This window comes from Pseudoflavitalea rhizosphaerae (genome assembly GCF_003991355.1).
Taxonomy (GTDB): Bacteria; Bacteroidota; Bacteroidia; order Chitinophagales; family Chitinophagaceae; genus Pseudobacter; species Pseudobacter rhizosphaerae.
On sequence record NZ_RCSU01000008.1, the window covers coordinates 235,341 to 260,969 of the forward strand.

The 25,629-nt window shown below is 47.8% G+C and carries 23 protein-coding genes and 1 tRNA gene; 8 read left to right on the forward strand and 16 right to left on the reverse strand.

The genetic code is table 11. The features are described from left to right. Positions 1-424 precede the first annotated feature (424 nt). Positions 425-1,699, reverse strand: coding sequence for a glucose-1-phosphate adenylyltransferase (locus tag D9Y29_RS15535; protein WP_127129782.1), 1,275 nt, complete (start codon positions 1,697-1,699; stop codon positions 425-427). Positions 1,700-1,709: 10 nt separating this feature from the next. After that, complete coding sequence (locus tag D9Y29_RS15540; protein WP_127129784.1) at positions 1,710-3,122, reverse strand: glycogen synthase; 1,413 nt, start codon at positions 3,120-3,122, stop codon at positions 1,710-1,712. A 191-nt stretch (positions 3,123-3,313) separates the two neighbouring features. On the opposite strand from D9Y29_RS15540, the gene D9Y29_RS15545 reads away from it, so the two are divergent. Continuing rightward, positions 3,314-4,951, forward strand: coding sequence for an MFS transporter (locus D9Y29_RS15545; RefSeq protein WP_127129786.1), 1,638 nt, complete (start codon positions 3,314-3,316; stop codon positions 4,949-4,951). Positions 4,952-5,020: 69 nt separating this feature from the next. Continuing rightward, positions 5,021-5,995 (forward strand): ROK family protein, encoded by a 975-nt coding sequence (locus D9Y29_RS15550; protein ID WP_127129788.1) that lies wholly within the window; start codon positions 5,021-5,023, stop codon positions 5,993-5,995. Here the strand turns inward: D9Y29_RS15550 and D9Y29_RS15555 are convergent. The 3 genes from D9Y29_RS15555 to D9Y29_RS15565 all read right to left on the reverse strand — a co-directional run bounded on the left by D9Y29_RS15555 (position 5,992) and on the right by D9Y29_RS15565 (position 8,804). After that, on the reverse strand, positions 5,992-6,963 hold the full coding sequence (locus D9Y29_RS15555; RefSeq protein ID WP_164735432.1) for a phosphodiester glycosidase family protein: 972 nt from the start codon (positions 6,961-6,963) through the stop codon (positions 5,992-5,994). The genes D9Y29_RS15550 and D9Y29_RS15555 overlap by 4 nt on opposite strands. A gap of 11 nt (positions 6,964-6,974) precedes the next feature. After that, positions 6,975-7,910, reverse strand: coding sequence for a lipoyl synthase (gene lipA / locus D9Y29_RS15560; RefSeq protein ID WP_127129792.1), 936 nt, complete (start codon positions 7,908-7,910; stop codon positions 6,975-6,977). 87 nt (positions 7,911-7,997) lie between these two features. Further along, positions 7,998-8,804, reverse strand: coding sequence for a hypothetical protein (locus D9Y29_RS15565; protein ID WP_127129794.1), 807 nt, complete (start codon positions 8,802-8,804; stop codon positions 7,998-8,000). A 49-nt stretch (positions 8,805-8,853) separates the two neighbouring features. Here D9Y29_RS15565 and D9Y29_RS15570 point away from each other — a divergent pair, with 49 nt between their 5' ends. After that, positions 8,854-9,276: an OsmC family protein gene (locus D9Y29_RS15570; RefSeq protein ID WP_127129796.1), complete on the forward strand. Its 423-nt coding sequence runs from the start codon at positions 8,854-8,856 to the stop codon at positions 9,274-9,276. Here D9Y29_RS15570 and D9Y29_RS15575 read toward each other — a convergent pair. The 7 genes from D9Y29_RS15575 to D9Y29_RS27075 form a co-directional block, all read right to left on the reverse strand. Beyond that, positions 9,251-10,525: a DUF2851 family protein gene (locus tag D9Y29_RS15575; RefSeq protein ID WP_127129798.1), complete on the reverse strand. Its 1,275-nt coding sequence runs from the start codon at positions 10,523-10,525 to the stop codon at positions 9,251-9,253. The genes D9Y29_RS15570 and D9Y29_RS15575 overlap by 26 nt on opposite strands. A gap of 93 nt (positions 10,526-10,618) precedes the next feature. Further along, positions 10,619-11,203: a Maf family protein gene (locus tag D9Y29_RS15580; protein ID WP_241237951.1), complete on the reverse strand. Its 585-nt coding sequence runs from the start codon at positions 11,201-11,203 to the stop codon at positions 10,619-10,621. Further along, complete coding sequence (locus D9Y29_RS15585) at positions 11,203-12,147, reverse strand: geranylgeranylglycerol-phosphate geranylgeranyltransferase (RefSeq protein ID WP_127129800.1); 945 nt, start codon at positions 12,145-12,147, stop codon at positions 11,203-11,205. Before D9Y29_RS15585 ends, D9Y29_RS15580 begins: the two co-directional genes overlap by 1 nt. A gap of 22 nt (positions 12,148-12,169) precedes the next feature. Beyond that, positions 12,170-12,691: a KdsC family phosphatase gene (locus D9Y29_RS15590; protein WP_127129802.1), complete on the reverse strand. Its 522-nt coding sequence runs from the start codon at positions 12,689-12,691 to the stop codon at positions 12,170-12,172. Positions 12,692-12,712: 21 nt separating this feature from the next. Continuing rightward, positions 12,713-14,857: a carboxy terminal-processing peptidase gene (locus D9Y29_RS15595; protein WP_127129804.1), complete on the reverse strand. Its 2,145-nt coding sequence runs from the start codon at positions 14,855-14,857 to the stop codon at positions 12,713-12,715. A 98-nt stretch (positions 14,858-14,955) separates the two neighbouring features. Next, the gene (locus tag D9Y29_RS15600) at positions 14,956-15,267 is read right to left on the reverse strand and encodes a HigA family addiction module antitoxin (RefSeq protein ID WP_206513798.1); all 312 of its coding nucleotides are present in this window, start codon (positions 15,265-15,267) and stop codon (positions 14,956-14,958) included. After that, entirely contained in the window at positions 15,264-15,563 is a 300-nt protein-coding gene (locus D9Y29_RS27075) for a type II toxin-antitoxin system RelE/ParE family toxin (RefSeq protein WP_127129806.1), read from the reverse strand. The genes D9Y29_RS15600 and D9Y29_RS27075 overlap by 4 nt, the downstream gene beginning before the upstream one ends. Positions 15,564-16,026: 463 nt before the next feature. Between D9Y29_RS27075 and D9Y29_RS15610 the strand changes: the two genes are divergently transcribed. The 5 genes from D9Y29_RS15610 (at position 16,027) to D9Y29_RS15630 (ending at position 21,023) form a co-directional block, all read left to right on the forward strand. Next, positions 16,027-16,100, forward strand: a tRNA-His gene (locus tag D9Y29_RS15610). Positions 16,101-16,163: 63 nt separating this feature from the next. Beyond that, on the forward strand, positions 16,164-16,730 hold the full coding sequence (locus tag D9Y29_RS15615; protein ID WP_127129808.1) for a DUF445 domain-containing protein: 567 nt from the start codon (positions 16,164-16,166) through the stop codon (positions 16,728-16,730). 82 nt (positions 16,731-16,812) lie between these two features. Further along, entirely contained in the window at positions 16,813-19,458 is a 2,646-nt protein-coding gene (locus tag D9Y29_RS15620) for a TonB-dependent receptor (RefSeq protein WP_241237952.1), read from the forward strand. A gap of 292 nt (positions 19,459-19,750) precedes the next feature. Continuing rightward, positions 19,751-20,431, forward strand: coding sequence for an SGNH/GDSL hydrolase family protein (locus tag D9Y29_RS15625; protein ID WP_241237953.1), 681 nt, complete (start codon positions 19,751-19,753; stop codon positions 20,429-20,431). Between the two features lie 106 nt (positions 20,432-20,537). After that, positions 20,538-21,023, forward strand: a complete 486-nt coding sequence (locus tag D9Y29_RS15630; protein ID WP_127129810.1) for a hypothetical protein — start codon at positions 20,538-20,540, stop codon at positions 21,021-21,023. A gap of 12 nt (positions 21,024-21,035) precedes the next feature. Here D9Y29_RS15630 and D9Y29_RS15635 read toward each other — a convergent pair whose 3' ends face one another. The 4 genes from D9Y29_RS15635 to D9Y29_RS15650 form a co-directional block, all read right to left on the reverse strand. Continuing rightward, positions 21,036-22,298, reverse strand: a complete 1,263-nt coding sequence (locus D9Y29_RS15635; protein ID WP_127129812.1) for a DUF4407 domain-containing protein — start codon at positions 22,296-22,298, stop codon at positions 21,036-21,038. 299 nt (positions 22,299-22,597) lie between these two features. Further along, positions 22,598-23,806 carry an NRAMP family divalent metal transporter gene (locus D9Y29_RS15640; protein ID WP_241237954.1) on the reverse strand — a complete coding sequence of 403 codons (1,209 nt, stop codon included), beginning with the start codon at positions 23,804-23,806 and terminating at the stop codon, positions 22,598-22,600. Between the two features lie 5 nt (positions 23,807-23,811). After that, the gene (locus D9Y29_RS15645; RefSeq protein WP_127129814.1) at positions 23,812-24,582 is read right to left on the reverse strand and encodes a 5-oxoprolinase subunit PxpA; all 771 of its coding nucleotides are present in this window, start codon (positions 24,580-24,582) and stop codon (positions 23,812-23,814) included. Next, positions 24,576-25,568, reverse strand: a complete 993-nt coding sequence (locus D9Y29_RS15650) for a 5-oxoprolinase subunit C family protein (protein WP_164735433.1) — start codon at positions 25,566-25,568, stop codon at positions 24,576-24,578. The genes D9Y29_RS15645 and D9Y29_RS15650 overlap by 7 nt, the downstream gene beginning before the upstream one ends. Positions 25,569-25,629 lie beyond the last annotated feature (61 nt).

The following is a 25,629-nucleotide window of genomic DNA, read 5'->3' on the forward strand; positions in this document are numbered from 1 at the left end:
GTTTGCTGTTCTGTTCCAACTTGCATTATAGTCAATGTGATTAACTAGCAGAAATCAACAACCGCAAATGTTTGCATATCAAAATGCATCATCTGATCATAGAAAGTTAAGCAAGGAATTTGCGCCCTCAATTTATTCAATAGAAACCTCAGCAAAAAAAATAGAAAAAGATAATGAAAGTTTCCTGTCATCATACCATTACTCAACCTGACCTGAGTTGGTTTACCTCCGATGCGCTCCCGGAGGGCCGGGTTGGATTTTTGGGGTATGTGTAATAACCGGCCTCAAAATCTGTTGCACGAACGCCTGGCATCACTACCCCCGCCCAATCCACACCCGACCAAAGCCCATAGCAGTAAAAATCCCCGGCAGATTTTGCCAGCCGTGTTTTACATATACCTCAAAAATCCAACCTTAAATAGCATTAAATGACAAAGCCATCAGGTAGTATCGCTCCTTTCTTAATTACAACGATCCCGTCTCTGATTGTATACAGCGAATGATCTGCATTCTCCATATGGATACTGCCATTGATCCTGACGTCATTGCCTATGCGACAATTCTTATCGATGATGGCATTCTTGATATAGCATCTGTCGCCGATCCCGAGTTTAGGCAGTCCGCGTTCTTTGGAGTATTCCATTTCTTCGATGGTTTCGAAATAATCCGATCCCATCATATAGCAGCTGACCATGGTGGTGCCATGCCCTATCCTGCTCCTGATTCCGATCACAGAGTTTTCGATGCGGCTGGCATTGATGATGCAGCCTTCTGCGATAATCGTTTTCTCGAGCGTGGTGCCGCTGATCTTGGCTGGTGGCAGCATGCGTGCGCGGGTATATACCGCGTTTGATTTATCGAAGAGATTGAATGGCGGGATCTCTTGTGTGAGAGCAAGATTGGCTTCGAAGAACGAATAGATATGACCGATATCTGTCCAGTATCCATCGTATTGGTAACTGGTGACCTTATATTCTTTGAGTGCGCGTGGAAGGATCTCTTTACCGAAGTCCTGGTACTCTTTATAAAGGTCCATGAGCAGGTCCACCAGCAATCTGCGATTGAAGATATAGATGCCCATGCTGGCGAGATAGTTCCTGCCTTGCGCCTGCATGTCGGGGCCGGTATCACTGACCCAGTCTGGCAGCATGTCTTTCTTGGGTTTCTCGGTGAAGGCGGTAATGATATTGTTCTCATCTGCTTTGAGGATACCAAAATCAGATGCTTCACGATCACCTACCGGAATGGTGGCGATGGAAATATCGGCCCCTTTTGCTTTATGATCGTCAAGCATTTTCTGGAAGTCCATCTGGTAGAGCTGATCGCCGGAGAGGATGAGTACGTATTCGCAATCGTGCTGACTGAGATGGCGAAGGCTTTGTCTTACTGCATCTGCAGTTCCCTGGTACCAGGCGGTACTTTCAGGAGTTTGTTCAGCGGCGAGAATATCAACGAAGGCGCTGCTGAAAACGCTGAAGTGGTAGGTGTTCTTGATATGTTTGTTGAGCGAGGCGGAATTGAACTGCGTGAGCACGAACATTCGCGTGATGCTCGAGTTGATACAGTTGGAGATCGGAATATCTACGAGGCGGTATTTGCCGGCGATGGGCACAGCAGGTTTGGAACGGCTGGCTGTAAGGGGATATAATCTTGTTCCTGCTCCTCCTCCTAATATGACAGCAATCACTTCTTTGCTCATAATGAAATTTTTAGAATGATCGGTATACCTGAATATATTGTTCAACGCTGGATTCCCAGCTAAAATCGAGTTGCATCATTCGTTGACGGACCTCTTTCAGTTTATCTTTCTTTTCGTACAAATCTGTTGCCCGCCAAACTGCCTGCGTAATGTCTCCCACACTGGCATTATTGTAACAGATGCCATAGCCGTCGGGTTCACCCAGATCGATCACTGTATCTATGAGGCCTCCGGTTTTTCTCACCATGGGCACTGTGCCATAGCGCATGGAGTACATCTGGTTGAGCCCGCAGGGTTCCACGCGTGAAGGCATCAGGAGGAAATCGGAACCGGCATACATGAGGTGACTAAGCGCTTCATTGTACCCGATATAAACATTGTAATCGTATTGGGCAAGAGGTTTCAGTGCAGTAAGCGCTGCTTCCACTTCAGGGAAGCCACTGCCCAGCACCAGGAAATTCATCTTTCTTCCTATATAATAGAACGAATCACCGATGGCTTGCGCCAGCAGATCTGCTCCTTTCTCTCCTACCAGTCTGCCGATGAAACTGATCAGGGGTTTCTCTGTGTCCAGTCCAAATTGTTCACAGAGCAGTTTCTTGCTGGCTGCTTTTCCTTTTTCCACTTCAATAGTGTCATAATGATCATTGAGGTAATGGTCAGCTTCCGGGTCCCACACATCCACATCAATGCCATTGAGGATGCCCACGCATTTTCCTTTCTCATATTCGAAGAGGGCTTCCAGTCCATTACTATTGTATCGCAGTTCAGCGAGGTAACTGGGACTAACGGTTGTTACCTTCCAGGCGCACTTGATGCCGGCAGCCAATGGATTGATTGTATTGTTCCACTCCAGCATTCCCCAGTGCCAGGTATCCCATTGAGGGAGGTATACGCTCTTGTCCCAGCCCATCCAGCCCTGGTATTGGGCATTGTGAATGGTGAGTACGGATGGAATATTCTTAAGCGACTGATATTTGTAACAATACTTCATCATGAAAGGGATCAGCGCTGCATGATGATCATGCACATGGATCACATCCGGTTTGTTCTGCCAGGCTGAAACCCAGTCCAGCACTGCAATCTGGAAGGCCGTGAATCTTTCTGTATCATCATCGTAACCATAGATCTTTTCCCTGTCGAGCAATCCGTTGATGTCTACCAGGTAAAGATCGAAGCCGAGCTCATTGGACTGTTCGCGGATCACGGTGAAATCGAAATGCCAGTTACCCATATTGGTGCCGCCCTTGTGCACTACCTCCCATTGGTGGGTGTACAGGAAACGGGTACGGTACATCGGGAGCACCACTTTGGCGATCTGGCCCTGTTCGTTTAAATATTTAGGTAATGCGCCCACCACATCTCCCAGTCCTCCTGCCTTTGCTACCGGGTAACATTCTGCGCTTACGTGTAAGATCTCCATGCTGTTGAATCTGTGTTTGATGAAATACTGATTGAATTTAGGAAAAAAGAAGCGAACGTGGTTCAGCCATTACAAAAATCTAATCAGACGCACTGATGATTAGTGAGAATATAATTTTTAAATACAATCCTTGCGGCTGATCATAAAAAACAACTATTTTTAAAAAATCTTTTCAAATCAAACGATTGTTCATGAGTCAACCAACAAAATGGTCCCAATTTGGGGTTCTGATCACCGTGTTCTTTTTCTGGGGGTTTGTAGCGGCCTCCAACAGTATCTTTATCCCATTCTGTAAGGAATTTTTTCACCTGGACCAGATCCAGTCCCAACTCATTGGTTCCGCCTTTTACGGCGCTTACTTTTATGGTTCCCTGATCCTCTTCATCATTTCAACTGTCAGCGGCATTGATGTACTGAACAAGATCGGATATAAGAAAGGGATTATCTATGGTCTCCTCATCTCTGTGGTGGGCGCTATTGCGCTGGCCTTTATCAGTGGATCAACTGCTCCTACTTTTGCTGCCGTATTGATCGCTTTCTTCATCATAGCATTGGGCTTCTCATTGCAACAAACCGCTGCGCAACCATTTGCCATTGCACTGGGGCCAGAGGAATCCGGCGCTCATCGTTTGAACATGGCCGGTGGTGTAAACTCTTTCGGTACCTTGCTGGGACCGCTGGTAGTAAGCTGGCTGCTCTTCGGTACGGTGAAAGAGGGAGAAAGCAGTCCTGCCAATATTTCCAATATACAAACATTGTATTTTTTCCTTTCCGGTTTGTTCATTCTGGCTTCCCTGGTTTTTGCAGTGGCCAAATTGCCGAAAACAACCTCCAATGAGACTTTGGAAAAAAGCCCCAAAGCCATGATCGCACTGGTGATCATTGGCCTGTTGTTCCCTCCCGTTTTGTTTGCAGACCAGATCCATCTGCAATTCGGTATTACAAAATCCACTACCATTGTTACTTCCCTCGTACTCATATTGCTGGTGCTGTTTGTGAGCATGTTGCTGGCAGCCAGGAATAAATCAGGATGGGGCGCCATGGCCTACCCACAGCTGGTACTGGGCATGATCGCCATCTTCGTTTATGTGGGTGTGGAAGTAACGGTTGATAATAATTTCGGCGCCCTGCTCAAGCTGCAGGAATTCGGAGGGTACGATGAAGCGCATATCTCCCACCTTATTTCATTATACTGGGGTAGTTTGATGATCGGCCGCTGGACCGGTGCCGTGAGCGTTTTCAATTTCAGCAAGGGCGTCAAAAAAGTGCTGGGCATCGTGGTGCCTTTTGCAGCATTCGGCATTATCTTGCTGGTGAACCTGATCAAGGGTAATAAGGTGGATGATTTTCTGCTTTACCCTATCTGTATCGCCATTGCAGTTGGCGCATTCCTGTTTGCCAATGAAAGACCAGTGAAACTGTTACTGACGGTTTCTGTACTGGGTGCTATCGCCATGGTGATTGCGCTTACGAATACCGGGATGGTGGCCAATTTTGCTATTATCAGTTGCGGTCTTTGCGCCTCTGTTATGTGGCCCTGCATCTTCGCATTGGCAGTAAGCGGCCTGGGCAAATACACAAGCCAGGGTTCTGCATTCCTGATCATGATGATCCTGGGAGGCGCTATCCTGCCACCTACACAGGGGGCTATCATCGATATCGATAAGGTTAGCCCTGGTTCAACCGTGATGGGCACTTCATTCACTCACTTCTCTTATATCGTTCCCTTGCTTTGTTTCGCTTATCTTGCATGGCATACACTGAAAACAAAATCTGTTCTGAAGAAACAGGGGTTGGATGTAGACGCGCAGGTGGCTGCCGGACACTAATAAGCGATCTTTAAACTGAATGTTCTCTGTAACAACATGCATACACATTTAACAAACCAGGTAACGGACATGGTAAGTCAACGACAGGATTTTGCAATTGGTATCGATATAGGTGGCACCAATACTGTATTTGGCATTGTAGATCATCGCGGCGATATTTCTTATCGCGGCGCCATCTCTACGAGGAAGCACGACAATCCGAATGATTTTATCGAAGAGCTGTACCACGCGCTGCAACCCGCTATCGACCAGGTAGGCGGAATGGATTCCATTCGCGGTATCGGCGTGGGCGCACCAAATGGCAATTATTATAATGGTACGATCGAGTACGCTCCCAACCTTCCCTGGAGAGGCGTTGTTCCTCTCCGCGATCTTATGACGGCGCGCTTTCAAAGCCCCTGTTCACTCACCAACGACGCCAACGCAGCGGCAGTAGGTGAAATGATGTACGGCGTTGCGCGCGGCATGAAGGACTTCATCATGATCACACTCGGAACGGGTGTGGGAAGCGGCATCGTTGCCAATGGTCAGCTGATCTATGGCCACGACGGATTTGCCGGCGAGCTTGGTCATGTTACCATCATCCCTGACGGCAGACTGCACAAAGGCACGGGCCTTCATGGTTCGCTGGAAGCTTATGCATCCGCAACCGGCGTGGCTTTGACGGCCAACGAGTTTCTGGACAGGGATCCTTCCGTTCCCAGTCTCCTCCGCAATTATGCAAAGGAAGCCATCGATTCGAAAGTGGTATACGATTGCGCGATGCAGGGAGATAAACTGGCCGGTGAAGTGTATGCATTCACCGGTAAGGTACTGGGACTGGCGCTGGCCAACTTCGTGATGTTCTCATCTCCCGAAGCGATCATTCTCTTTGGGGGTATGACAAAAGCCGGAGATCTGATCCTCGATCCCACACGCGAACACATGGAGAAAAACCTGTTACCGATCTTCCGCGATAAAGTAAAATTATTGTTCTCGGAGCTGAAAGAAGCAGATGCTGCGATACTCGGCGCGAGTGCACTGGTATGGGAAATGAAGCTTTAGGGCTTCATTTCCTTTTTTGAATACTTTCTCTGTATAATAAATACAGCCGGCACTGGCCGCTGCCCGTTCTTATCTGATGGCTTGATGGTTTCCTTTCCATTCACCAGCATACAACTGCTGCCCCCGCCATCTAAATTCACTGCTTCCATACAGCCCAGATCCCGCAGGAGGATAGCGGTTTCCTTTAAGGTAGTGCCATCAGCAACGCCGGGCGTTCTACCCTGCACTACCAGGATAATGAGTTTTCCATTGGCAGTATATCCCATCGCCGTTCTCGGGTGACGATCGTTTTCTCCATTCACAAATTTTTGCTCCTCCCTGAACGGAATGTAGATCTCATGGTCCTTCACCAATACCGGCCCGCCTCCTACTGCAGTCTTCATTCTCCACCATTTCCATTGGTCGAGGGTATTCAGATCGCGGATCGAAGGATCAGGTGTTGTTCCTTTCGCCACGATGGGCCGTTCCTGGAAAGCATAGGGCCAGCGCATGGTGGTATCAGTGAAAACCCAGGCTACATCTGCATTACGACGCTTGTTGATGCCGATAGCGCCATAGGTGGGGTAATAAAATGAATCTACTCCCTTGCTTTTCAGTGATGGATTGTTGTAGGCTACCAGCACGCCATCTTTCATCACCAGGTTGAGGTTCTGATTGGTATTGAACGAAAAGAAAGTTGCATTCACTACCAGGTAAGGCTGGTTTTCGTTTGCATAATACTGTGAGGGAGTATACCGTTTACCATGCCCTGTCTGTGCAGTGAAATCAAGTTTCTTGTCTTTCAGATCAGCCTCCACGAAATAAGCAGAAAAAGGCCGGCCATTCAAAGAATCCTTTGAATAGAATACTTTGATGCCGGGAGGTAACGGCGCAAATAAGGAGTCAGCTCTTTGCCAGTTTTGCTGTGCAAAAGAAAAGGGAACATTCAGTACAAACAGAATGCTCCCCAGCAAGAATGATCTTTTCAATGAATATATTTTTATAGTACGATGGCTGCTTTCTCTGCTTCCCAAACGCCTCGTCCGTATCCGGGTAAAACGTGTTTGTCGCTATGATAAGAAGAACGCACCAGCGGACCGCTTTCCACGTAATCGAATCCAAGCTGGTAACCGATCTCGCGGAGCTCAGCGAACTCATCGGGGTGAACAAACCGGATCACGGGAAGATGTTTGCGTGTAGGCTGCAGGTACTGTCCCATGGTGATCACATCCACTCCACTGTTACGAAGATCTTTCAGGGTTTGCACCACTTCGTCTTTTGTTTCGCCCAGTCCCAGCATAATACCGCTCTTGGTGCGCATGCCACCTTCTTTCAGGATCTTGAGCGTTTCCATGCTTCTCCAGTATTTAGCCTGGATGCGAACCTGGCGGGTAAGTCTTTCCACTGTTTCAATATTGTGGGATACCACTTCAGGGGCGGCATCGATCACACGTTGAATATCTTCGGCTTTACCTTTGAAATCGGGGATCAGTGTTTCCAGTGTTGTATCGGGCGTGAGTGCTTTCACTGCTTTGATAGTGTTCTGCCAGATGATGCTTCCCTGGTCTTTCAGTTCATCGCGGTCAACTGAAGTGATAACTGCATGTTTCACTTTCATGAGGTAGATGGCTTCGGCCACGCGCTGGGGCTCATCCCAGTCAACGGGCTCCGGGCGTCCGGTGGCTACTGCGCAGAAGCCGCAGCTCCGGGTGCAAACATTGCCCAGGATCATGAATGTGGCGGTGCCTTCACCCCAGCATTCGCCCATATTGGGGCAGTTGCCGCTTTCGCAGATGGTGTGTAATTTATGATTGTCCACCAGTCCGCGCACATGTTTATAGTTTTCGCCAGTAGGCAGCTTCACACGAAGCCAGTTGGGCTTTTTGATCTTCGTTTCTGTCTCTGCTACCTTATTAATGATCGGTAATTCCTGCATACGTTCGTTTTCAAGTAAAATTGCTCCAGGTATAACTAACAAATCCGGAGACTGAAAGTTTACCGCCGTAAAAGTACATCACTTTCATCACTTTCTCTTACCCAGGAGGAGGGTAACGTATGCATTGAAGAAAAACTGTTTGGGGGGCATTTTCATTACCTGTTCTATCTTGGATGAATAGAATTCAGCATTTATGCCTGCTTCCACTGCGGAAACGGTTTCATTGAAACGGCCCCAGTCGAACCGAAGCGCGAGTTTGGCATGCGCGCCAGGGCGTACTTTCACGTCGCCCCATCCTGCAAATGGACCGGCGGCTCCTCTTTCAACAAAGCCACTGTCGAGGATCTCCGGGTAAGTGGATTTGAATCGGAAGTCTTCCCCGTTCCTGGTAACATTGATCATATAGGGCTTTTGCAGTCCTGCACTCACGCCGCCTGCATAAATGGCCATCACAGCAACGCCGTTCTTATTGCCTTTGCCGCCAATGATGCGTTGCTGGCCTACGCCGAATTTGAGTTGATAGAAATTATTGGTCTTGCCAAATACAACGGAGTTGGTATTGAAACCGCCACTTACTACGGAATAACGCTTTTCCGTGCGTGATTTCTTTTCGTTCAGCTCTATCTGGTAGATCATGGCCACCCTCGGGCTATGGAAGCGGCCAAACTCGTAAGACAGACCGTAGCCGTCTGAAGCCAGCTTAAAGCCGAAAATGCTTTGTTTGGCGAAAATAATCTCACCCTCTTCTTCCTGCTTGATCAGCTGATTGATGCGTTCGCGCCGGGCATTCCTCTTCTCTTCCTTTGCTGTTGGCGATTTTGGCCTGGGAGTTTCCTGTGCCAGCGCCACATATGAGATAGTACCTGTCAAAAGGAGCAAAACAATTTTCTTCACCGGCAATGATTTAATTATTCAACGTAAATTTAAGGCAAAATTCTACATAATGACTTCTGAAGTAGTTTACGAAGGAAATCTCAGAACGGTTTGTACACATCTCCAGTCAGGCAACCAAATTCAGACAGACGCACCTACCGATAATCAGGGAAAGGGTGAAAGGTTCTCCCCCACTGACCTGGTGGCAACTGCACTGGGAGCCTGTATGATGACCATCATGGGGATCAAGGCCCGTGACATGCAGATCAACCTCGAGGGCACCCGGATCGAAACTCAGAAAATCATGAAGGCGGACCCCCGCAGGATCGGAGGTATAAATTTAACATTTCATTTCCCTGATGCACTACAGCAACTGGATGAAAAACAAAGGACTATCCTCGAAAGAGCCGCTCATACCTGCCCTGTTATCTATAGTATTCACCCGGATATAGAGGTGAAAGTGGTATTCAACTGGACAGCCACTGTGAGTTGATCAGGTAATTGCCGATTGCGCAATCCAGGCATCTCTTACGGTCACAATACTGCGATTTCATTTCCAGCAATGCCTGACTATCGAACGCATCCTCACAACCGGCGCCCAGCATTCGGAATGAATTGATGATGCTGTTCTGCTCGGCCGGCAATTGCTGTAGCCATCGTATTGCCTTGTCTTTATACAGCTGTTCCCTTTTCCAGCAACCATAAGCGAAAAGTAATGGTATCACTGTATTCAATAAGAGGTTATCTGCGAACTGTTCTCCCAGGTGCTTCGGTTTGGGGGGAGCAGCTTCTTCCAATGTGTAATGTTCATCCCAGAAAGGGGCGGCTGTAACGTTCAGTAATAAGCGCAATTGCTCCAGGCTTTCGGTTTCCAGTATACAATGGAACAGCCTTTCAGATGTGTGCAAGAGCATCGCAAGCTGCGCCAATCTTACGGTTGGAAAAGCAGGCGGCCGCATACGCAGGAAGTACACGGGAAAATGGACGGGCTGCAATCCATACTTAGCTTTATAGAATTCATATTCCCTTTTTAACTGTGATGGATATGCGTGCTGAAAGGGTTTGTTCAGCAACCCTGCCTGCCCCAATAGCAGGGCTTCCAGCTGCACCAGTTGCCGGCGATGCCTTTGGACCAATGTCCCCGGGAGGCTCCTCGCAATCTGTTCAAAGGCGTCTGCATTGACCTTCATGCCAAAATTTCTCGCCAGCAACCACCAGCAGGTTTCATCCCAGTGATGTTTTGTACTTTCCAGGAAGGAATATACCTGCTCTGTTTTTCGCTGCAACCGTTCTACCATCAATCTTTCTTTCCAGGACGTGAATACAAGCCTGTCGATACTGTTAAGTTGCAACTGGCAGGGAATGAACTGCTTGCTCAGCATCCATTCCTCATATTGTTTCAACAGGAGTTTCGGCACCCTGTCCTGCAATACCAGGATCGGCACAGGATCAAGCTGATTGTTCACATCATCTTCCCATACTACATGCAGGACCACATTACGGTAGAGGGAATCATGATGGTGCGCATGTGCATACCAGTCAGAACTCCGGATATGCAGTTCCACCTGCCCTACCCAGAGCATTCCATCGATGCGAAGCATCGCTTGTTGAAAATCCGGTCCCTGGTTATGATTCAGTGTTCCGGGATGGACCAGTTCCAGCCGGTTGCCATTGGTTGACAATAATTCCTGTTGATTGAAATAACGGAATTGCCAGATGAATTGCAATAATCTTTCTTGCATGATCAGGGATACATTGAGGTGATAGAATAGAGAACACCTTGCCTGATCAGGCATTTCTTACATTGGCATTAAAGGTTCGATGTCAGAAAAAGCTCAAAGGGATTGCAATGCCTGCAGCACGCGGCTGACGGGTAGCCCCATCACATTGTAAAAGTCCCCTTCAATGGATTTGATACCGGTAACGCCGATCCATTCCTGGATGGCATAGGCGCCGGCTTTATCGTAAGGTTCGTATTTGTCTACATAAAATATGATCTGTTCTTCGGAGAGTTCATGGAACCATACTGAAGTGGTATCGGCAAAAGACAGTTCCTTCTCTCCTGCCAGGATCACTACCCCGGTGATCACCTGGTGACGCTTCCCGGAAAGTAAGCTCAGGATGCGGATAGCATCGTTCCTGTTTTCCGGCTTGCCAATGATCTGGTTGTTGAGCACTACAATGGTGTCAGCTGCAACAATGGGCGATTGAATATCATAACGGTTATAGTCGTATCCATTTTTAACAGCCAGCGCTTTATTGCGTGCAATATGTATGGGTACTTCATCTACCGGCATGGTTTCGGGGAAAGTTTCTTCCGTAACCGGAGCTATTACATCAAAATTCACTTCGGCCCATTCCATCAATTGCTTGCGGCGCGGGCTTTGCGAAGCCAATACAATATTGTATGCATTCATCATCAGGAATAAATTTTAAAGAACACCATCGAAAAGATACCTGTGGCCATTACCAGTTTCACCCAGCTGCTGAGCTTGTGAAAATCCTGCGGCGATTCTGCCGTAAAGAGCTTACGGAAAATATGGACCAGTGGAAGGATCACCAGGATGAGACAATAGATCAGCGACAACCACCAATTGTATGGTAACGTATATGCCTGAACGATTACCAGGGATGCTATCAGTACTACCATCCAGGTGGCTATAAAAACCTTGCTGCTTTGTATGCCCCATACGATCGGCATGGTGCGGCATCCGTAACGGGCATCTCCGTGCATATCTTCTATGTCTTTTATCACTTCCCTGATCAGTGAAATGATAAAAGCGAAGCCGCCATAGAGAAAGGTAAGCCGCATCAGTTTACTGGCATTGTAACCTAGCCACACATCAGGTTTGATAGTGGCCAGGTAATGGCCCAGGAAACCTACCACCAGAACAACCCATGCAGTGAGCAGGGAAATGATAATATTTCCTGAGAGTAATTTGCGTTTGAAATTGGTGGAATAAAACCAGAGTGCGATCACGCAACCTGTATTCACGAAAGCCAGCCACCAGGCCCTGGTTTTCCAGGCTACATACAAACTGAGTATGATACCCGCAACAGATAATACCATATGCCACCAGATCACCCATCGGCGGTTGATGATCTTTTCCACCACCAGTTTACCAGGCTTGTTCACCTGGTCGATATTCCTGTCGAAATAATCATTGATGGCATATCCGCCGGCAGCAATCAGTACTGAAGCGGTCATCAGTGTGATAAAAAGTGGGAATGTCAGTGGCAGTGTTGCATTGGCCTGTTCAAAAACGGGCACAACAATACAATAGTAAAACAACAACTGCGTAGCTGCAATGAACAATAGGTTCAAAGTTCTGATAAGCCGTAAAAATGCGGTCAGAATTTTCATGCGACGCTAAGATAAGAAAGAACTATTTACTCGCCACATCCGTATGCAGATCCCAGTGATCGTTCAGTTTCATCACGCGCTCGATCACATCTCTTACGCATCCCATTCCGCCTGATGAATGTGAAATATACCTGGCTGCCTGGCGGATTTCGGTTACGGCATCTGCCGGAGCGCAGGGCAATCCTGCCAGTTTCATCACTGCAAGATCTGGGATATCATCGCCCATGTATAATACCTGTGATGGCTGTATGCCGTGTTGGGCAAGGTATTGATGAAAAACTTCCGTTTTGTTCTTTACTCCCATGAACACATCTGTGATACCCAACTTTCCCAGACGTATGACCGCCGGATCTGAAGTGCTGCCGGAAATAACAGCAACACGATAACCTTTTTTGATGGCCAGCTGAAGCGCATAACCATCTTTGATGTTCATGCGCCGGATGAATTGACCATTATCAAGTATCAGCAGTGTGCCATCGGTGAGCACACCATCCATGTCGAATATGAAAGTATTGATCGCTTTAAAATGCGCTAAAAGGCTCATGAATTGAAAATGGTTAATGAATTACTTACTGCTGTAAACAAGATTCTTCTGAATGATCATATCATTTACCACATTCACTGCTTCATTGAGGTATATATCATTGGAGCGAAGGTTCTTTACCCATTGTTTGAAGCGCTCCAGCTTTGCAGGATCATTTTCATATTTTTTCAAATCCTCCACAAGCGCCTGTGCGTCCAATTCGTGGGAAGATTTGCTCAAAGTTTCAATCTGCTTCACCGTGGCTTTGATCTGTTTCTGCTCTTCCTGGTATTTCTTCAGGTTGAGACTGGCCACTTTATCATTCTGTTTGGTCAGCCATTCTGCATTGGCGCGGATCAGGTTGAAAGCATCGTTGTTCTTCAATCTTGCTTCGCTTGATTTTTGAATGGGCACCAGGTCCAGTCCGTATTTCCAACGGTTGTACCCTGCCTGCTGGATTTCATCCCAGGGCAATGCATCAGGATTGTCTTTTTCACGTAGCTTGGAGAATTCATAGATATCGGGAAGTATGATATCTGAACTTACACCACGTAATTGAGTGGAGCCTCCATTGATGCGGTAAAATTTCTGCAGTGTTATTTTTAGAGTGCCGAGATCGCTGTTCGGATCCAGCATTCCCATGGTTTTATCGAGTCCGATATTACGCTGAACAGTCCCTTTTCCGTATGTGGAAGTGCTTCCGATGATCAGTCCGCGATCGTAATCCTGTATTGCAGCTGCAAAGATCTCAGAGGCAGAAGCGCTGAACTCATTCACCATAACGGCGAGCGGACCATCATACAATACAGATTTGTCGCGGTCATAATACACCTGAGGTTTGCCGTCGCGGTCTTTCACCTGAACAATGGGGCCGCCTTCAATGAAAAGACCGACCATCTGTACTACATCATAGAGTGAGCCGCCTCCATTATTACGGAGGTCCATAATGATGCCATCTACTTTCTGTTCTTTCAGTTTGATGATCTCTTTGCGAACATCTTCAGAGCAGCGTGCTCCCTGTGGATCGTCGAAATTGGCATAGAACTCCGGCAGGTAGATCATGCCAAGTTTACCACGGGGAGTGTTGATCACCACGCTTCTGGCAAAAGTTTCATCCTGCAGTATTTTGTCGCGGACCAGGTTCACCACTTTCAATGAACCGTCTGCTTTTTTCAATGTAAGTCTGACTTCGGAACCTTTCTTACCTCTGATCAGTTTCACTGCATCTTCTACAATATATCCTGTAAGGTCAACCCATTCCCCTTCTTTACCTTCTGCTACTTTGAAAATGATATCGCCAACATTGAACTCACCGGATTTCCAGGCAGGGCTGCCGGCTACAAGTGTAACGATCTTGATGAATCCATCTTCTTCACGGAGGGAAGCGCCGATGCCGAAGAACTGACCGCTCATTTGTTCATCGAAATAACGTTTATCAACCGGTGGGAAGAAAGTAGTATGCGGGTCCATGTATTCGGATACAGTCTTCACATATTCATTGAAGCGGTCATCATCGGTCACTTTGAATTTAAGGCGATCGTAAGTCCTGTTCAGGATCTTCAATACTCTTTCGCGCGCCTCTGCTTCCAGTTCAGCGTCGGTCTTTTTGACGAAGCCTTCTTTGCCGGCATTCTTCTCACGGTCGGCGATCAGTTCGGCATAACGGTCAAGGACCATAAACTTCAGGCGTTTTCTCCAGGACTCCTGGCGCTCAGCTGCGTTTTTGGGAAACGCTGCTTTCTCCGTATTGAGATTTACCGATTCGTCCTTTGTAAAATCGAATGGTTTGGAGAGAATATCTTTATAGATCGCTTCTGTTTCTGCTATTCTGGTTTTGAAAACAGCACTGACAGCAGGCACGAATTGAACGGAGCCACCCCGGATCTCATCATCCAGTTTGGTTTCGTAGGTCAACTTCAGTTGGTTCACATCAGAGAGTAAGAGGATATTCTTCTGATCATCGATCTTTTCTCCAAGGTATTTTTTGAAAACTTCTTTGGAGAAGGCATCATCCACTTTTTTGGGGCTATAGTGGATCTGGGTAAGCATTTCTCCTACAGTGTGAAGAATTTTATCGTATTTGGTCTCATTGTTCTTTCCACCTCCGAGCCCCAGGGAACGGAAGGCCACAAATACTCCTGCAGCCAGGAAAATCAACACAACCGGCAGATTCCTTTTGCTAAACATATAATTGAAAACTTTGGTCATTGTACCAAAAATAACGATAAATAGGCTGCGTTGTTGCGGCTATAAAACAATATTAACAAAGGGACTGTGAGGAACGGTCAGGAAGCCCGTTTCTGAGCCTGCTTTTTATCGATGGGCTTTAAATGATCCAGCTTGCCGGAGTTATCGGCAAGCCAGAGATCATAATCCGCCTGCATCTTCATCCAGAGATCGGCGGAAGAGCCGAAAACGCGCTCTATACGGATGGCCATCTCTGGAGTAAGAGCGGCAATGCCATTCACTACCTCAGACAACTGCTTACGGCTGACGTCCATCAGCCTGGCAGCCGCCGTGATGGTAAGCCCCCTGTCTTCGATCAACAGATCAAGAATTGCAGGTCCGGGCTGCGGAGGTCTCATTCCTCTCTTCATGGTTTTGATTTTTTATTATGGTAATCTAAAAAGTTAACAAGGTGAACATCATCATCAACTATCCTGAAAATGATCCTGTAATTTGGCGTGATGTGCAATGACCAGTAATCCCTTAAATTTCCGGTGAGGCGATGTAGCCTGTACCTTCTTAATAGTTGAAGCTCCTTCAAAGGAGAATGATGGTTCAACAAATACAAAATTCTCCTGATCTTTTCAATATAGGCCGCTGGTAACAGCGAAGGATCATCGTTTTCCCAAAATTGCCTCAGGCCTTTATGGGTTATTGAAATAATCATAACAAAGATACGTCGTAACCTTTGGGGTTACAAATTTTTTCTACCCTTTTTTTAAAAATCAGTACCATTGGGTATACCTGCCTTATACTTCATCAGTACCATTAACTGTACAATGATAGCAGTAGCAGACTGGATAACAGCGGGAAAAAAAACGCCATTTCCCGTTTTTTTTCCCGCTGTTTATTGAAAAGAAATTCATATGAAATGCGTTAAATATTTTGTGCCCTTTGGGATAAGCAACTTCAGGAACGCTTTGTCTCATCAGTAACATTTTCCTATCCAATTAATACTATATCTTCTGTCCATTTTATTGCCCCTGTGGTTACGATATTCTTACGTCTTACGGAAAGCAGTGCAGATGCGTATTTCAGCTCCTCAAATAAAGCTACTACACTGTGTATCAAAAAAATAAACAAGTTTTTTTGGTGGAATTTATTTTTGCTCTACATTTGCACTCCAAATGGTACCCGTAGCTCAGCTGGTTAGAGCATCAGATTGTGGTTCTGAGGGTCGCCGGTTCGAACCCGGTCGGGTACCCACCGAAACGGTGAAATTCTTCTGAGAGTTTCACCGTTTTCTTTTTAATCTAAAACAATTCAAATGAACTGGTGGCTTTTGCTGATTCCCGTTGCAGGCGCTTTCATTGGCTGGATGGCAAACCGGATAGTGGTGAAGACCCTGATCAAACGCATACTCCCTTCAAAACAAACTTCTGTTGCCCAACAGTTGGGGAAACTCGCCGCCAGTGAAATGGTGTCTTTTGATGAGATCGAAAAGAAGATCGCCGGTCCTGAAACCATGGACAAGATCATGCCACTGGTAGAAGGCCATATCGACAACTTCCTGCGGAATAAGCTGGGACAGGCTTTCCCGATGATCAGCATGTTCATTGGCGACAAAACCATTAACCAGTTGAAAGAGATCTTCATGAAAGAAATGCAGGAGATCTTTCCGCAACTGATGAAAAGCTATGTTCAGAATCTTCGTTCCGATATCGATATTGAAAAGATGGTCAGCCAGAAGATCGCATCTTTTCCTCCGGAGAAACTGGAGGCCGGCATCCGTCAGAATCTCGGAAATGAATTACGCAGTTTCGAGCTGGCAGGTGCAGTTTCTGGTTTGCTGATCGGGATCATCCAGGTGCTCCTGGCCCTGGTGATCGCCTGATCTTTTACCGCTCATCATATTGGTTCATTGCTTCGCAAGACGGCAGGCAATTTTACGTCTAATCGTTCAATTCCACATTATCATGAGATTATATCTACTGACGTTAGTCGCTTTTTTCACTTGTATAGCCAGCTTTGCACAGATGCCCGGCATGGGTGGTTCCCGTGGCGGCGCCCGCAGAGGCGGTGGCCAGATACCCAGCATCGGTCATTTTTATGGTAAGGTCGTTGACAGCAAGACCAACAAAGGCATCGATGCCGCGTCCATCCAACTCATCGGCTCCAAATTCGATTCCACTACCCGCAAAAGGAAAGACACTATTTTCGGTGGCATGCTCACCCGCTCCAATGGTGATTTCAGTCTTGATAACCTCCCCATATTCGGACAGTTCCGGCTGGTGATCACAGCCATCGGCTACAAGACCATCGATCAGAAAGTTCAGTTCGATCTGAAACCCGGACAGGGCCAGGATATGAGCCAGGCAATGGCGGCAGTAGACAAAGACCTCGGTAATATCAAACTCGAACAGGATGCGCAAACCCTGGATGCCGTAACTGTATCGGCTTCCAAACCCCTTATTCAAATGGGGATCGATAGAAAGATCATCAACGTTGATAAAATGATCACATCAGCCGGAGGCTCCGCCATCGACATCATGCGCAACGTGCCCAGCATCAATGTGGACATCGATGGTAATGTAAGTCTCCGCAATGCAGCGCCACAGATCTTTGTAGACGGAAGGCCCACTACCCTTTCGCTGGACCAGATTCCTGCCGATGCCATCCAGAGTGTTGAACTGATCACCAACCCATCTGCCAAATATGACGCCAGTGGCGGACAGAGCGGTATCATCAATATCGTACTGAAGAAGAACCGCAAAGCAGGTTACAGCGGAAGTATCCGTGCAGGCATCGACTCACGCGGACGTATAAACGGCGGTGGCGATATCAATATGCGCCAGGGCAAATTCAATCTCTTTGCCAATGGTAACTACAACCAGCGTAAATCAAAGAATTGGGGAGAAATGGACAGGATGAGTGAAGAAAGAGGTAATTCTATTTCGACGATGCAGAATAGTAAAGGTGAGTCTGAAGGGAGCTTCGCTTTCGGCAGGATCGGACTGGATTACTTTATAGACAACCGAAATACTATCACCCTTTCCCAATCCATCGTTAACGGGGATTTCAACGGCGAGAACAATCAGAACATCGATACCGATACACTCGGCATGGCCAACGCGTTCCGCTCCCAGCGACGGATAAATGGCAACGGTTTCAATTTCCGCAACTACGGCACCCAGCTCGCTTTCAAACATATCTTCGCCAGACCCGGAAAGGAATGGACCGCAGATATCAACTACAACCAGAGCAGGAATAACAATGGTACGGATATCCGTTATCGTTATTTCACCGATCCAAAACAAGAAAACCCGGCCAGTCCGGAATTCCTTCAAAAGACGGATGGCGGTGGCAAAAACAATTTCCTGATTGCACAAACGGATTTCGTGAATCCCATCAACGATAAAATGAAATGGGAAGCGGGACTCCGCGCACAGGTAAGGAATTTCGAAAGCCGCCAGCTCAACTATCTCAACGGAGATTACAAACCTGAACTCAGTAATGAATTTGAGTATACCGACTATGTATATGCGGGATATGCTACGTTCTCCCAGAAAGTGAAGGATAATTTTAGCTACCAGGTAGGGTTACGCGCAGAAAGTTCCAGCTATGAAGGCAAGCAGATCGGCAAAGACAAATACTCGAACGATTTCCCCATCAGTCTCTTTCCTTCCGTGTTCCTGACGCGCAGCTTCGAGAACAGGCAGGACCTTCAACTGAATTACAGCCGCAGGATCAATCGTCCGAACTTCTTCCAGCTGATGCCAAACACAGATTACACCGATCCTCTCAATTACCAGACCGGTAACCCCGGACTGAAACCAGAGTTCACGCATTCACTGGAGCTGAGCTATCAGAAAACATATGGAGAGAAGAACCATACTTTCCTGGCTACCCTCTTTGGCAAATACACCACCGATCTGATCTCCCGTTACCAGAGCTGGCAGCAGCTGGCCGGCAGCGGTGATTCTGCTTTCGTTTCAACTTATGTGAATGCCAGCAATGCCTACGCAAGCGGACTGGAGCTGATCTTCCGTAATAACTGGACCAAATGGTGGGAAATGAATTTCAACACTAATATCTATTATTCAAAGATCGAGGGAGACAATGTAGTAAAGAACCTGGAGAATGAGCGTACTTCCTGGAATGTGAAAACCAACAATACTTTCAAGTTTGGAAAAGGATGGAGCTTCCAGCTCAGCGGAGATTACCAGAGCCGAAGTGCATTACCTGTAAGCACCAGCAACAGCGGTCAGGGTGGCCGTGGGCACGGTGGTGGCGGCATGTTTGGTGGCGCTCCTTCCACCACACAGGGTTATATCGATGACAACTACGGAATGGACCTGGGCCTCAAAAAGGATTTCCAGATCAGGAAGAATACGGCTTCCATCTCCATCAACTGGGGCGATGTACTCCGCACACGCAGGTACTTCGTTCACTCGGAAGCAGAAGGCTTTGTGCAGAACGACTGGAGGCGCCGGGACCCGCAGGTGGTGCGCGTGAACTTCAGCTACCGCTTCGGCAAATTCGATGTAGCCCTGTTCAAGAGAAAAAATACAAAAGGCGATATGGAAGGCATGCAGAACGGCATGCAGGGAATGCAGCAATAGCCCACTCGCTCGCCTCCCGGCGAGTGAGTTTTGTTTAGTCGCCTCTGGCGACGCGGTGTTCGCCGGAGGCGAACAAATAGAAGTCACTCGCCGGGAGGCGAGCGACTGCCAGCTCTCCGACCTTTTTGGTCAGCCCCGGACTTTTTAGTAGCCGAAATTTCAAAGGGGGAGTTAAAAAGGGATCATGGGTACGGTTAAAAAAAGAATGCAGTGACCAGGTATTATTGCGAGGGGTATGGTAGGAAATCTTTCCTGTACTATTTACGTATATATGGTAAGAAAAGATTTTGGTATGAGAAGAAACTGGCTCATCCTTTACATTAGTTTTACTATTTTGCCAGCTACATTATCTCCCAGTATGCTGTCACATTCTTATACTTACCTGGCGCTCGGCGACTCCTATACCATTGGTGAAGGACTGCCTGTTGCTGAAAACTTCCCTTACCAGACAATTCAGTTATTGCGAAAATCGGGCCTCGACTTCCATGCGGCAGAGATCGTAGCCAAAACCGGCTGGACCACTGATGAGCTTCAAAAAGGCATCGATAGTACCCTGCTCAAAAAACAGTACGATATCGTTACTCTTCTGATCGGGGTGAATAACCAATACCGCGGTCGTTCGGTTGAGGAGTATGCCGGGGAATTCGAATCATTGCTAAAACAGGCCATCCATTTTGCAGGCGATAATCCTGCCCGCGTATTCGTATTATCGATCCCGGACTGGGGCGTTACGCCCTTCGCTGAGGGAAGGGACCGTCAACAGATCGCTGATGAAATAAACCAGTACAATACTACGAATAAGATCATTGCCGGAAAATACCTGGTTCACTATATCGATATTACCCCCGGAACCCGGGAGGCTTTGAACAACAGGACGCTGCTGGCTGCAGATAACCTGCATCCTTCCGGTAAAGAGTATGGATTTTGGGCAGAGCGGCTGGCCACGGGTATTGAAGCGGAACTACACCCATGATGCATATTTGAACTAGCGCTTTCCTGAATTTTTACGATTGTTAATTTACAGTTCGCTCAACAGCAAACTGTTGGTTAAAGTGTATTCCTTTATTATTTTGCACGCTATGCAAACAACCAACTGGCGCGAGAAATTCGCAGGCATCTTTACCTTGCTCATCGGCCTCTTTTTCCTGGGCTTACTCATATTTGATTTCATTTCTGCCCGCGCCAGCTCAGTGAGCTCTGCTGAAGGAAATATAGTGATCAGCCGTTCTGCCCTCTTCATGTACCTGAGGGTTTGCGCAGGTGTTTTGCTTAGTCTTATTGGCGCTTTTGCATTACTGAAACTTCGCAGGATCGGTTGGGTATTTTGTATGACAGTGCTCCTGCTGCATATCGTTATTACCGGTTACCTCACATGGTTCCTGTTCAGTCTTGGTATGAAAGCTGAAATGGGAGCTGTATCTTTTTCATTCCTGTTGGGGCTGATCTCTGTTATTTTCCTGGTACTTCCCGGTACCCGCCAAAAATTTAGGGTCAGCAGTAATACGATACTGCTAACCCTGGTTTTTCTCCTGGCTATAGGTGCATTATTTTTCTTTTTGCAGTAGCAGGAATTAATATCACAAAATATCGTCCTCGTTCACCTGGTAGCGATCCCTGAGCTTGCGCATCACTTCATCCATGCTGGCGCGATGGTCTTTGGGGTTCCATTCTCCCCGCTCCCATTTGTCGAGCTCTTCATCGATATGTTTTTGTTGCAACGCACTGAGTTTGTCTACGAGTTGATCGCTCATTTCTTTTTGTTTGCGGTAAAAGCTCCGCTTTCTTTCGGAGGTCAGTTCCTTGTCTTTTCGCATTTCATTTTCCGCAGCGGCCATACTGGTTAGTTCTTCTTTGGCCAGCGCGATATCATAGGGGCCAACCGGCATGATGAGTTTGGATAAGATAGGTCCCACTTCAATGAGTATGATCAATAATGATAGCAGCAAGCTGGTCCAGAATACGCTGGGTTCACTATCTGCGAGATCACTAAGGGCTTTATTGCGTTCGAGAAAACCTACATTGTTCTTTGTTGCGGCTTCATATTCTTTTCTCTTTGCTTCCAGTCCTGTGTTTGTAGCAGCTAAAATACTATCCTGCTGTTTCATCCCCTGTTCCAGCGAAGCCAGTTCCGGTCTGAATTGCAGGAGGGCTGTATTATATGCTTCCATCTTCAGCCTGGCCAGCTGATCAATGCCGCGTTGCTGTGATCCGCCCGTGCCATCGGCTTCACGGATATAACTGAGTTGAAGGCTATGGAGTGTGTCTTCTACAGCCAGTTTGCGGGCTTGCAGACGAGCGCGCTCCGCCAGTGCATTATCGAGCTGTGCTTTGTGTTCGATGCGCAGCAGGCTGTCGTTCTCCTGCACTTTCTGGTGAAGGTTTTTCGTCACCTGCGTATCGATCTCCTTCTCGAATATTTTCAATTCAAGCGGCCTTGCGATAGTGATACCGATGAGCAGCGCGAGGAATACACGTGGTATGGCCATCATCACCTGTTTTCGCTTACTCACGCCATACTTGCGCATGGTGGAAACAAGGAAGCGGTCGAAGTTGAAAATGATCAAACCCCAGATGAGGCCGAAGCAAATGGTCCAGCCCCAGTTGCCGAACACGCTGTAAACGGCATAGCCGGCGGAAATGGAGGCGAGGATGAAAGTGGCGAGGATCACGCCCCCGAGCCCGCTGTACTTGCTGTGCTCTGAAGGGAATTGCCTGAGAAGGTCCTGGTGTGCGCCCGCGCACCACCAAAGAAAACGGTTGTTCGACTTTTGGGTTGTTCCACCACCAAACGACTCATAGGTATACAAGCCGTCCGAATGACCCTGGTTGTTGTCAGTCATAGTAAATACGTTTTGTTGCTCCGGAAGAGCTCAATTAACGCAACACGGAGTTAAGAGTATAAATGCTGAATAATTGGTGGTTGAAGTGTAGGAACGAACTATTAAACGGCAAAATAGTCCGTTAATTGCAAATGAAAAGCTAAAGCAACGGATTAATTTTTACCGGTAAATCAGCGTGTCGCCAGTCGCTCGCCTCTGGCGAGTGACTTCTATTTGTTCGCCTCCGGCGAACACCGCGTCGCCAGAGGCGACTAAACAAAACTCACTCGCCAGAGGCGAGCGAGTGGGCACATCCTGAATTATTTCCACAATGTAGCCAGATCATAGATCACAGCTTTCACGCCCATCCAGGACATCACAATCACCACCAGCCAACCCATGGTGCTTATCCAGACCGGATGCTTATAACTGCCCACCAGTTTTTGTTTATACACAGCCAGCAGCATCAGGCCCAGCGCCAGTGGTAAGATCAGTCCGTTAAGCGCACCCGCCAGCACCAGCAGTTTCACCGGCGGCTTTCCAATCAATACAAATACTGTAGTTGAAACAACAATGAACACTGTAGTGAGTATCCTGTAATGCTTTTCAAGGAAGGGATGGAAGGTACGAAGGAAAGAAATGGAAGTATACGCGGACCCCACCACGGATGTGATGGCTGCAGCCCATAACACGATGCCGAAAATATAATAACCCGCTTGTCCGGCCGCCAATTGAAATACTGAACCTGCAGGATTATCCTTATTGATAATTCCACCGCCAACGATCACACCCAGCGAAGCGAGGAACAGTAAGATCCGCATGGCCGATGCCAGCAAGATAGCGCTCACACTGCTTTTGGTTACCAGCGGAAGTTTATCCTTACCCTGTATACCTGCATCCAATAATCTGTGAGCCCCTGCAAAGCTGATATATCCACCAACAGTGCCGCCTACCAGTGTTACGATAGCAGTGGTATCTATTTTAACGGGTACGAATGTACGAAGTACAGCCTCTCCCACGGGTGGATGTGAAGCTATGGCTACATACAGCGTCAGCGCGATCATCACAAAACCGAGTATCCGGGTGAACCAGTCCATTGCCGTACCCACTTCCTTTACCCAGAAGATCACCAGCGCCAGGCCGGCAGACAAACAAGCCCCCATTACAGGCCTGGCAGGATCGGCATCCAGCGGAAAGAGGATATTGAGCCCCAGCCCCGCTCCCGCCACATTACCGATATTGAAGGCAAGTCCTCCCAGCAGCACTAATGCCGCCAGCAGGTAACCCGATCCGGGCAACAGGTTATTGGCCAGGTCCTGCGCGCGCATGCCCGAAACCGTTATCACCCGCCAGATATTCAACTGCCCGGCGATATCCAGCAAAATCGATATAAGGATCACGAAACCGAAACTGGTCAGCAGTTTTTGTGTAAAGACGGTTGTTTGTGTGATGAAACCCGGCCCGATAGCGGATGTTGCCATAAGGAATGCAGCCCCGAGCAAAGCGGATCTTGTATTGGATGAACTCAAGCAGTTTAGTTTTTGACGGGAGAAGTTATTTGGATATTGGCATTTGTCAAAGCATGATGGATGGCTTTTGCAAATTGGAGCGCATGAGCCCCATCGCTATGTATGCAAATGCTTTCTGCTTTCACCGGAATGGTTTTACCGGAAATGGTGGTCACGGTTTGCTGCTGCACCATTTGTAATACCTGCGCCACCACAGCTTCTTCGCTCTTGAGCAGGGCATCGGGATGCGAGCGTGGTGTGAGGCTGCCGTCATCCTGGTAAGTTCTGTCGGCAAACACTTCATTGCAGGTAGCTAAGAAATCATGACGGCCGGTTTCTATCAGTTCACTGCCGCTGAGCCCATACAGGATCAGTGATCCATCGAAATCATACACGGCATCTGCGATAGCCCTGGCCAGTACAGCGTCTTTCGCCGCCATATTGTACAGCGCTCCATGTGGTTTTACATGATGCAATGCTGCTCCGTTCACCTGCAAGAACGCACTCAGCGCACCAAGTTGATACAATACGATATCATACACTTTTTCCGGAGGCAGCTGCATATCCGATCTGCCGAAATTTTCTTTATCGGGGAATGACGGATGTGCACCGATGGCAATGCCTGCTTTCATAGCCGCTTCTACCATCGTGTGCATCACATGCGGATCACCGGCATGGTACCCACAGGCAAGGTTGACCGAACTTATGAAGGGAAGGATATTGAGGTCCCTTTCCAATGAGTAATCCCATAATGGCGAGCTTTCGCCCATATCACAGTTAATGTCTGTTTTTAGCATACCAGTTCATTCAGGTGATCATGGCAGGCCCTTTGAAGGATCACCATTTCCTGTTGCTGTGAATATAGCAAATCTTCTGCTGTCTGAATGTCAACACGTTTGAATTGAATAGGATCACTTGGCCTGAGTTGGGCCAGTTTGGGAAGATGGGCGGATATTACATGACCGATCCTCGGATAGCCCCCGGTGGTCTGATGGTCGGCCATCAGCACTATGAGTTGTCCGTCCGGCAGCAGTTGCATGGTGCCGAATCCAACGCCGGAAGAGATCAGTTCGTAATCATGCTTCCTTTTGAGGGGAACGCCTTTGAGGCGATATCCCATCCTGTCGGAAAATGGATGGATGATGAAATTATTCTGAAGAAGGTCCTGTTGTGAATTTGGACAAAGCTCGTTGAATTCATGTCCGGTTGTAAAGCAGATCTCGTGCGGGTTCTCATAAATGCGGCGGATGTCTACCCTCCAGTTGAGCACCTGGTAATCCTTTCCTTCCCTGAGGAGGCCGGCGAAATAAACGGTGTTCTCACGAAAGCAGAGCTCATCTCCCTTCGCCAGTTTGCGGCCTTCAAAACCACCGGCCCCGGCTTTGAGGTTGGTGGAATAGCTGCCGAGCCAGGGTTCCACGTTGAAGCCGCCGTGGATGGCAATATAGCATCGTGCTCCCTGCTGCAGTTTATCGAAATGTAAAATTGTATTTCTTCTCACCACGATGGGCCTCCAGAGTGGAAGCGGTTCATCGTTGAGATAGGGAGTAAAGTCCCCGCCGGTGATACTGATGAGTGCGTTTTGTTCAAAGAGGATCTGCGGGCCTGGGAAATGAACTTCCAGTACAGCTTCGCAGCGTTGATTACCGGCCAGCAGGTTGGCTACGCCGGCGCCATAGGTATCCATTGCACCACCGGCATTGATGCCGAGATGAGCCTGACCATGGCGGCCTGCATCCTGTATAGTGTCGCAAAGGCCTGGTTTGATGATAGTGAGGGACATGCAGGGATGTGTTTGGAGTTCTGGACTAAAATTTCGGTTTCGGGTCAACGTTGTATCAAGG

Excerpts from the sequence above, each read along its gene's own strand:
- D9Y29_RS15635 (WP_127129812.1), bottom strand. The coding sequence starts at position 22,298 with ATGACTGACAACAACCAGGGTCATTCGGACGGCTTGTATACCTATGAG.
- D9Y29_RS15595 (WP_127129804.1), bottom strand. The coding sequence starts at position 14,857 with ATGTTTAGCAAAAGGAATCTGCCGGTTGTGTTGATTTTCCTGGCTGCA.
- D9Y29_RS15585 (WP_127129800.1), bottom strand. The coding sequence starts at position 12,147 with ATGAAAATTCTGACCGCATTTTTACGGCTTATCAGAACTTTGAACCTA.
- D9Y29_RS15630 (WP_127129810.1), top strand. The coding sequence starts at position 20,538 with ATGCAAACAACCAACTGGCGCGAGAAATTCGCAGGCATCTTTACCTTG.
- D9Y29_RS15575 (WP_127129798.1), bottom strand. The coding sequence starts at position 10,525 with ATGCAAGAAAGATTATTGCAATTCATCTGGCAATTCCGTTATTTCAAT.
- lipA (WP_127129792.1), bottom strand. The coding sequence starts at position 7,910 with ATGCAGGAATTACCGATCATTAATAAGGTAGCAGAGACAGAAACGAAG.
- D9Y29_RS15620 (WP_241237952.1), top strand. The coding sequence starts at position 16,813 with ATGAGATTATATCTACTGACGTTAGTCGCTTTTTTCACTTGTATAGCC.
- D9Y29_RS15580 (WP_241237951.1), bottom strand. The coding sequence starts at position 11,203 with ATGATGAATGCATACAATATTGTATTGGCTTCGCAAAGCCCGCGCCGC.
- D9Y29_RS15615 (WP_127129808.1), top strand. The coding sequence starts at position 16,164 with ATGAACTGGTGGCTTTTGCTGATTCCCGTTGCAGGCGCTTTCATTGGC.
- D9Y29_RS15570 (WP_127129796.1), top strand. The coding sequence starts at position 8,854 with ATGACTTCTGAAGTAGTTTACGAAGGAAATCTCAGAACGGTTTGTACA.
- D9Y29_RS15540 (WP_127129784.1), bottom strand. The coding sequence starts at position 3,122 with ATGGAGATCTTACACGTAAGCGCAGAATGTTACCCGGTAGCAAAGGCA.
- D9Y29_RS15535 (WP_127129782.1), bottom strand. The coding sequence starts at position 1,699 with ATGAGCAAAGAAGTGATTGCTGTCATATTAGGAGGAGGAGCAGGAACA.
- D9Y29_RS15650 (WP_164735433.1), bottom strand. The coding sequence starts at position 25,568 with ATGTCCCTCACTATCATCAAACCAGGCCTTTGCGACACTATACAGGAT.
- D9Y29_RS15590 (WP_127129802.1), bottom strand. The coding sequence starts at position 12,691 with ATGAGCCTTTTAGCGCATTTTAAAGCGATCAATACTTTCATATTCGAC.
- D9Y29_RS15550 (WP_127129788.1), top strand. The coding sequence starts at position 5,021 with ATGGTAAGTCAACGACAGGATTTTGCAATTGGTATCGATATAGGTGGC.
- D9Y29_RS15625 (WP_241237953.1), top strand. The coding sequence starts at position 19,751 with ATGAGAAGAAACTGGCTCATCCTTTACATTAGTTTTACTATTTTGCCA.
- D9Y29_RS15545 (WP_127129786.1), top strand. The coding sequence starts at position 3,314 with ATGAGTCAACCAACAAAATGGTCCCAATTTGGGGTTCTGATCACCGTG.
- D9Y29_RS27075 (WP_127129806.1), bottom strand. The coding sequence starts at position 15,563 with ATGATTATTTCAATAACCCATAAAGGCCTGAGGCAATTTTGGGAAAAC.
- D9Y29_RS15645 (WP_127129814.1), bottom strand. The coding sequence starts at position 24,582 with ATGCTAAAAACAGACATTAACTGTGATATGGGCGAAAGCTCGCCATTA.
- D9Y29_RS15600 (WP_206513798.1), bottom strand. The coding sequence starts at position 15,267 with ATGAAGAGAGGAATGAGACCTCCGCAGCCCGGACCTGCAATTCTTGAT.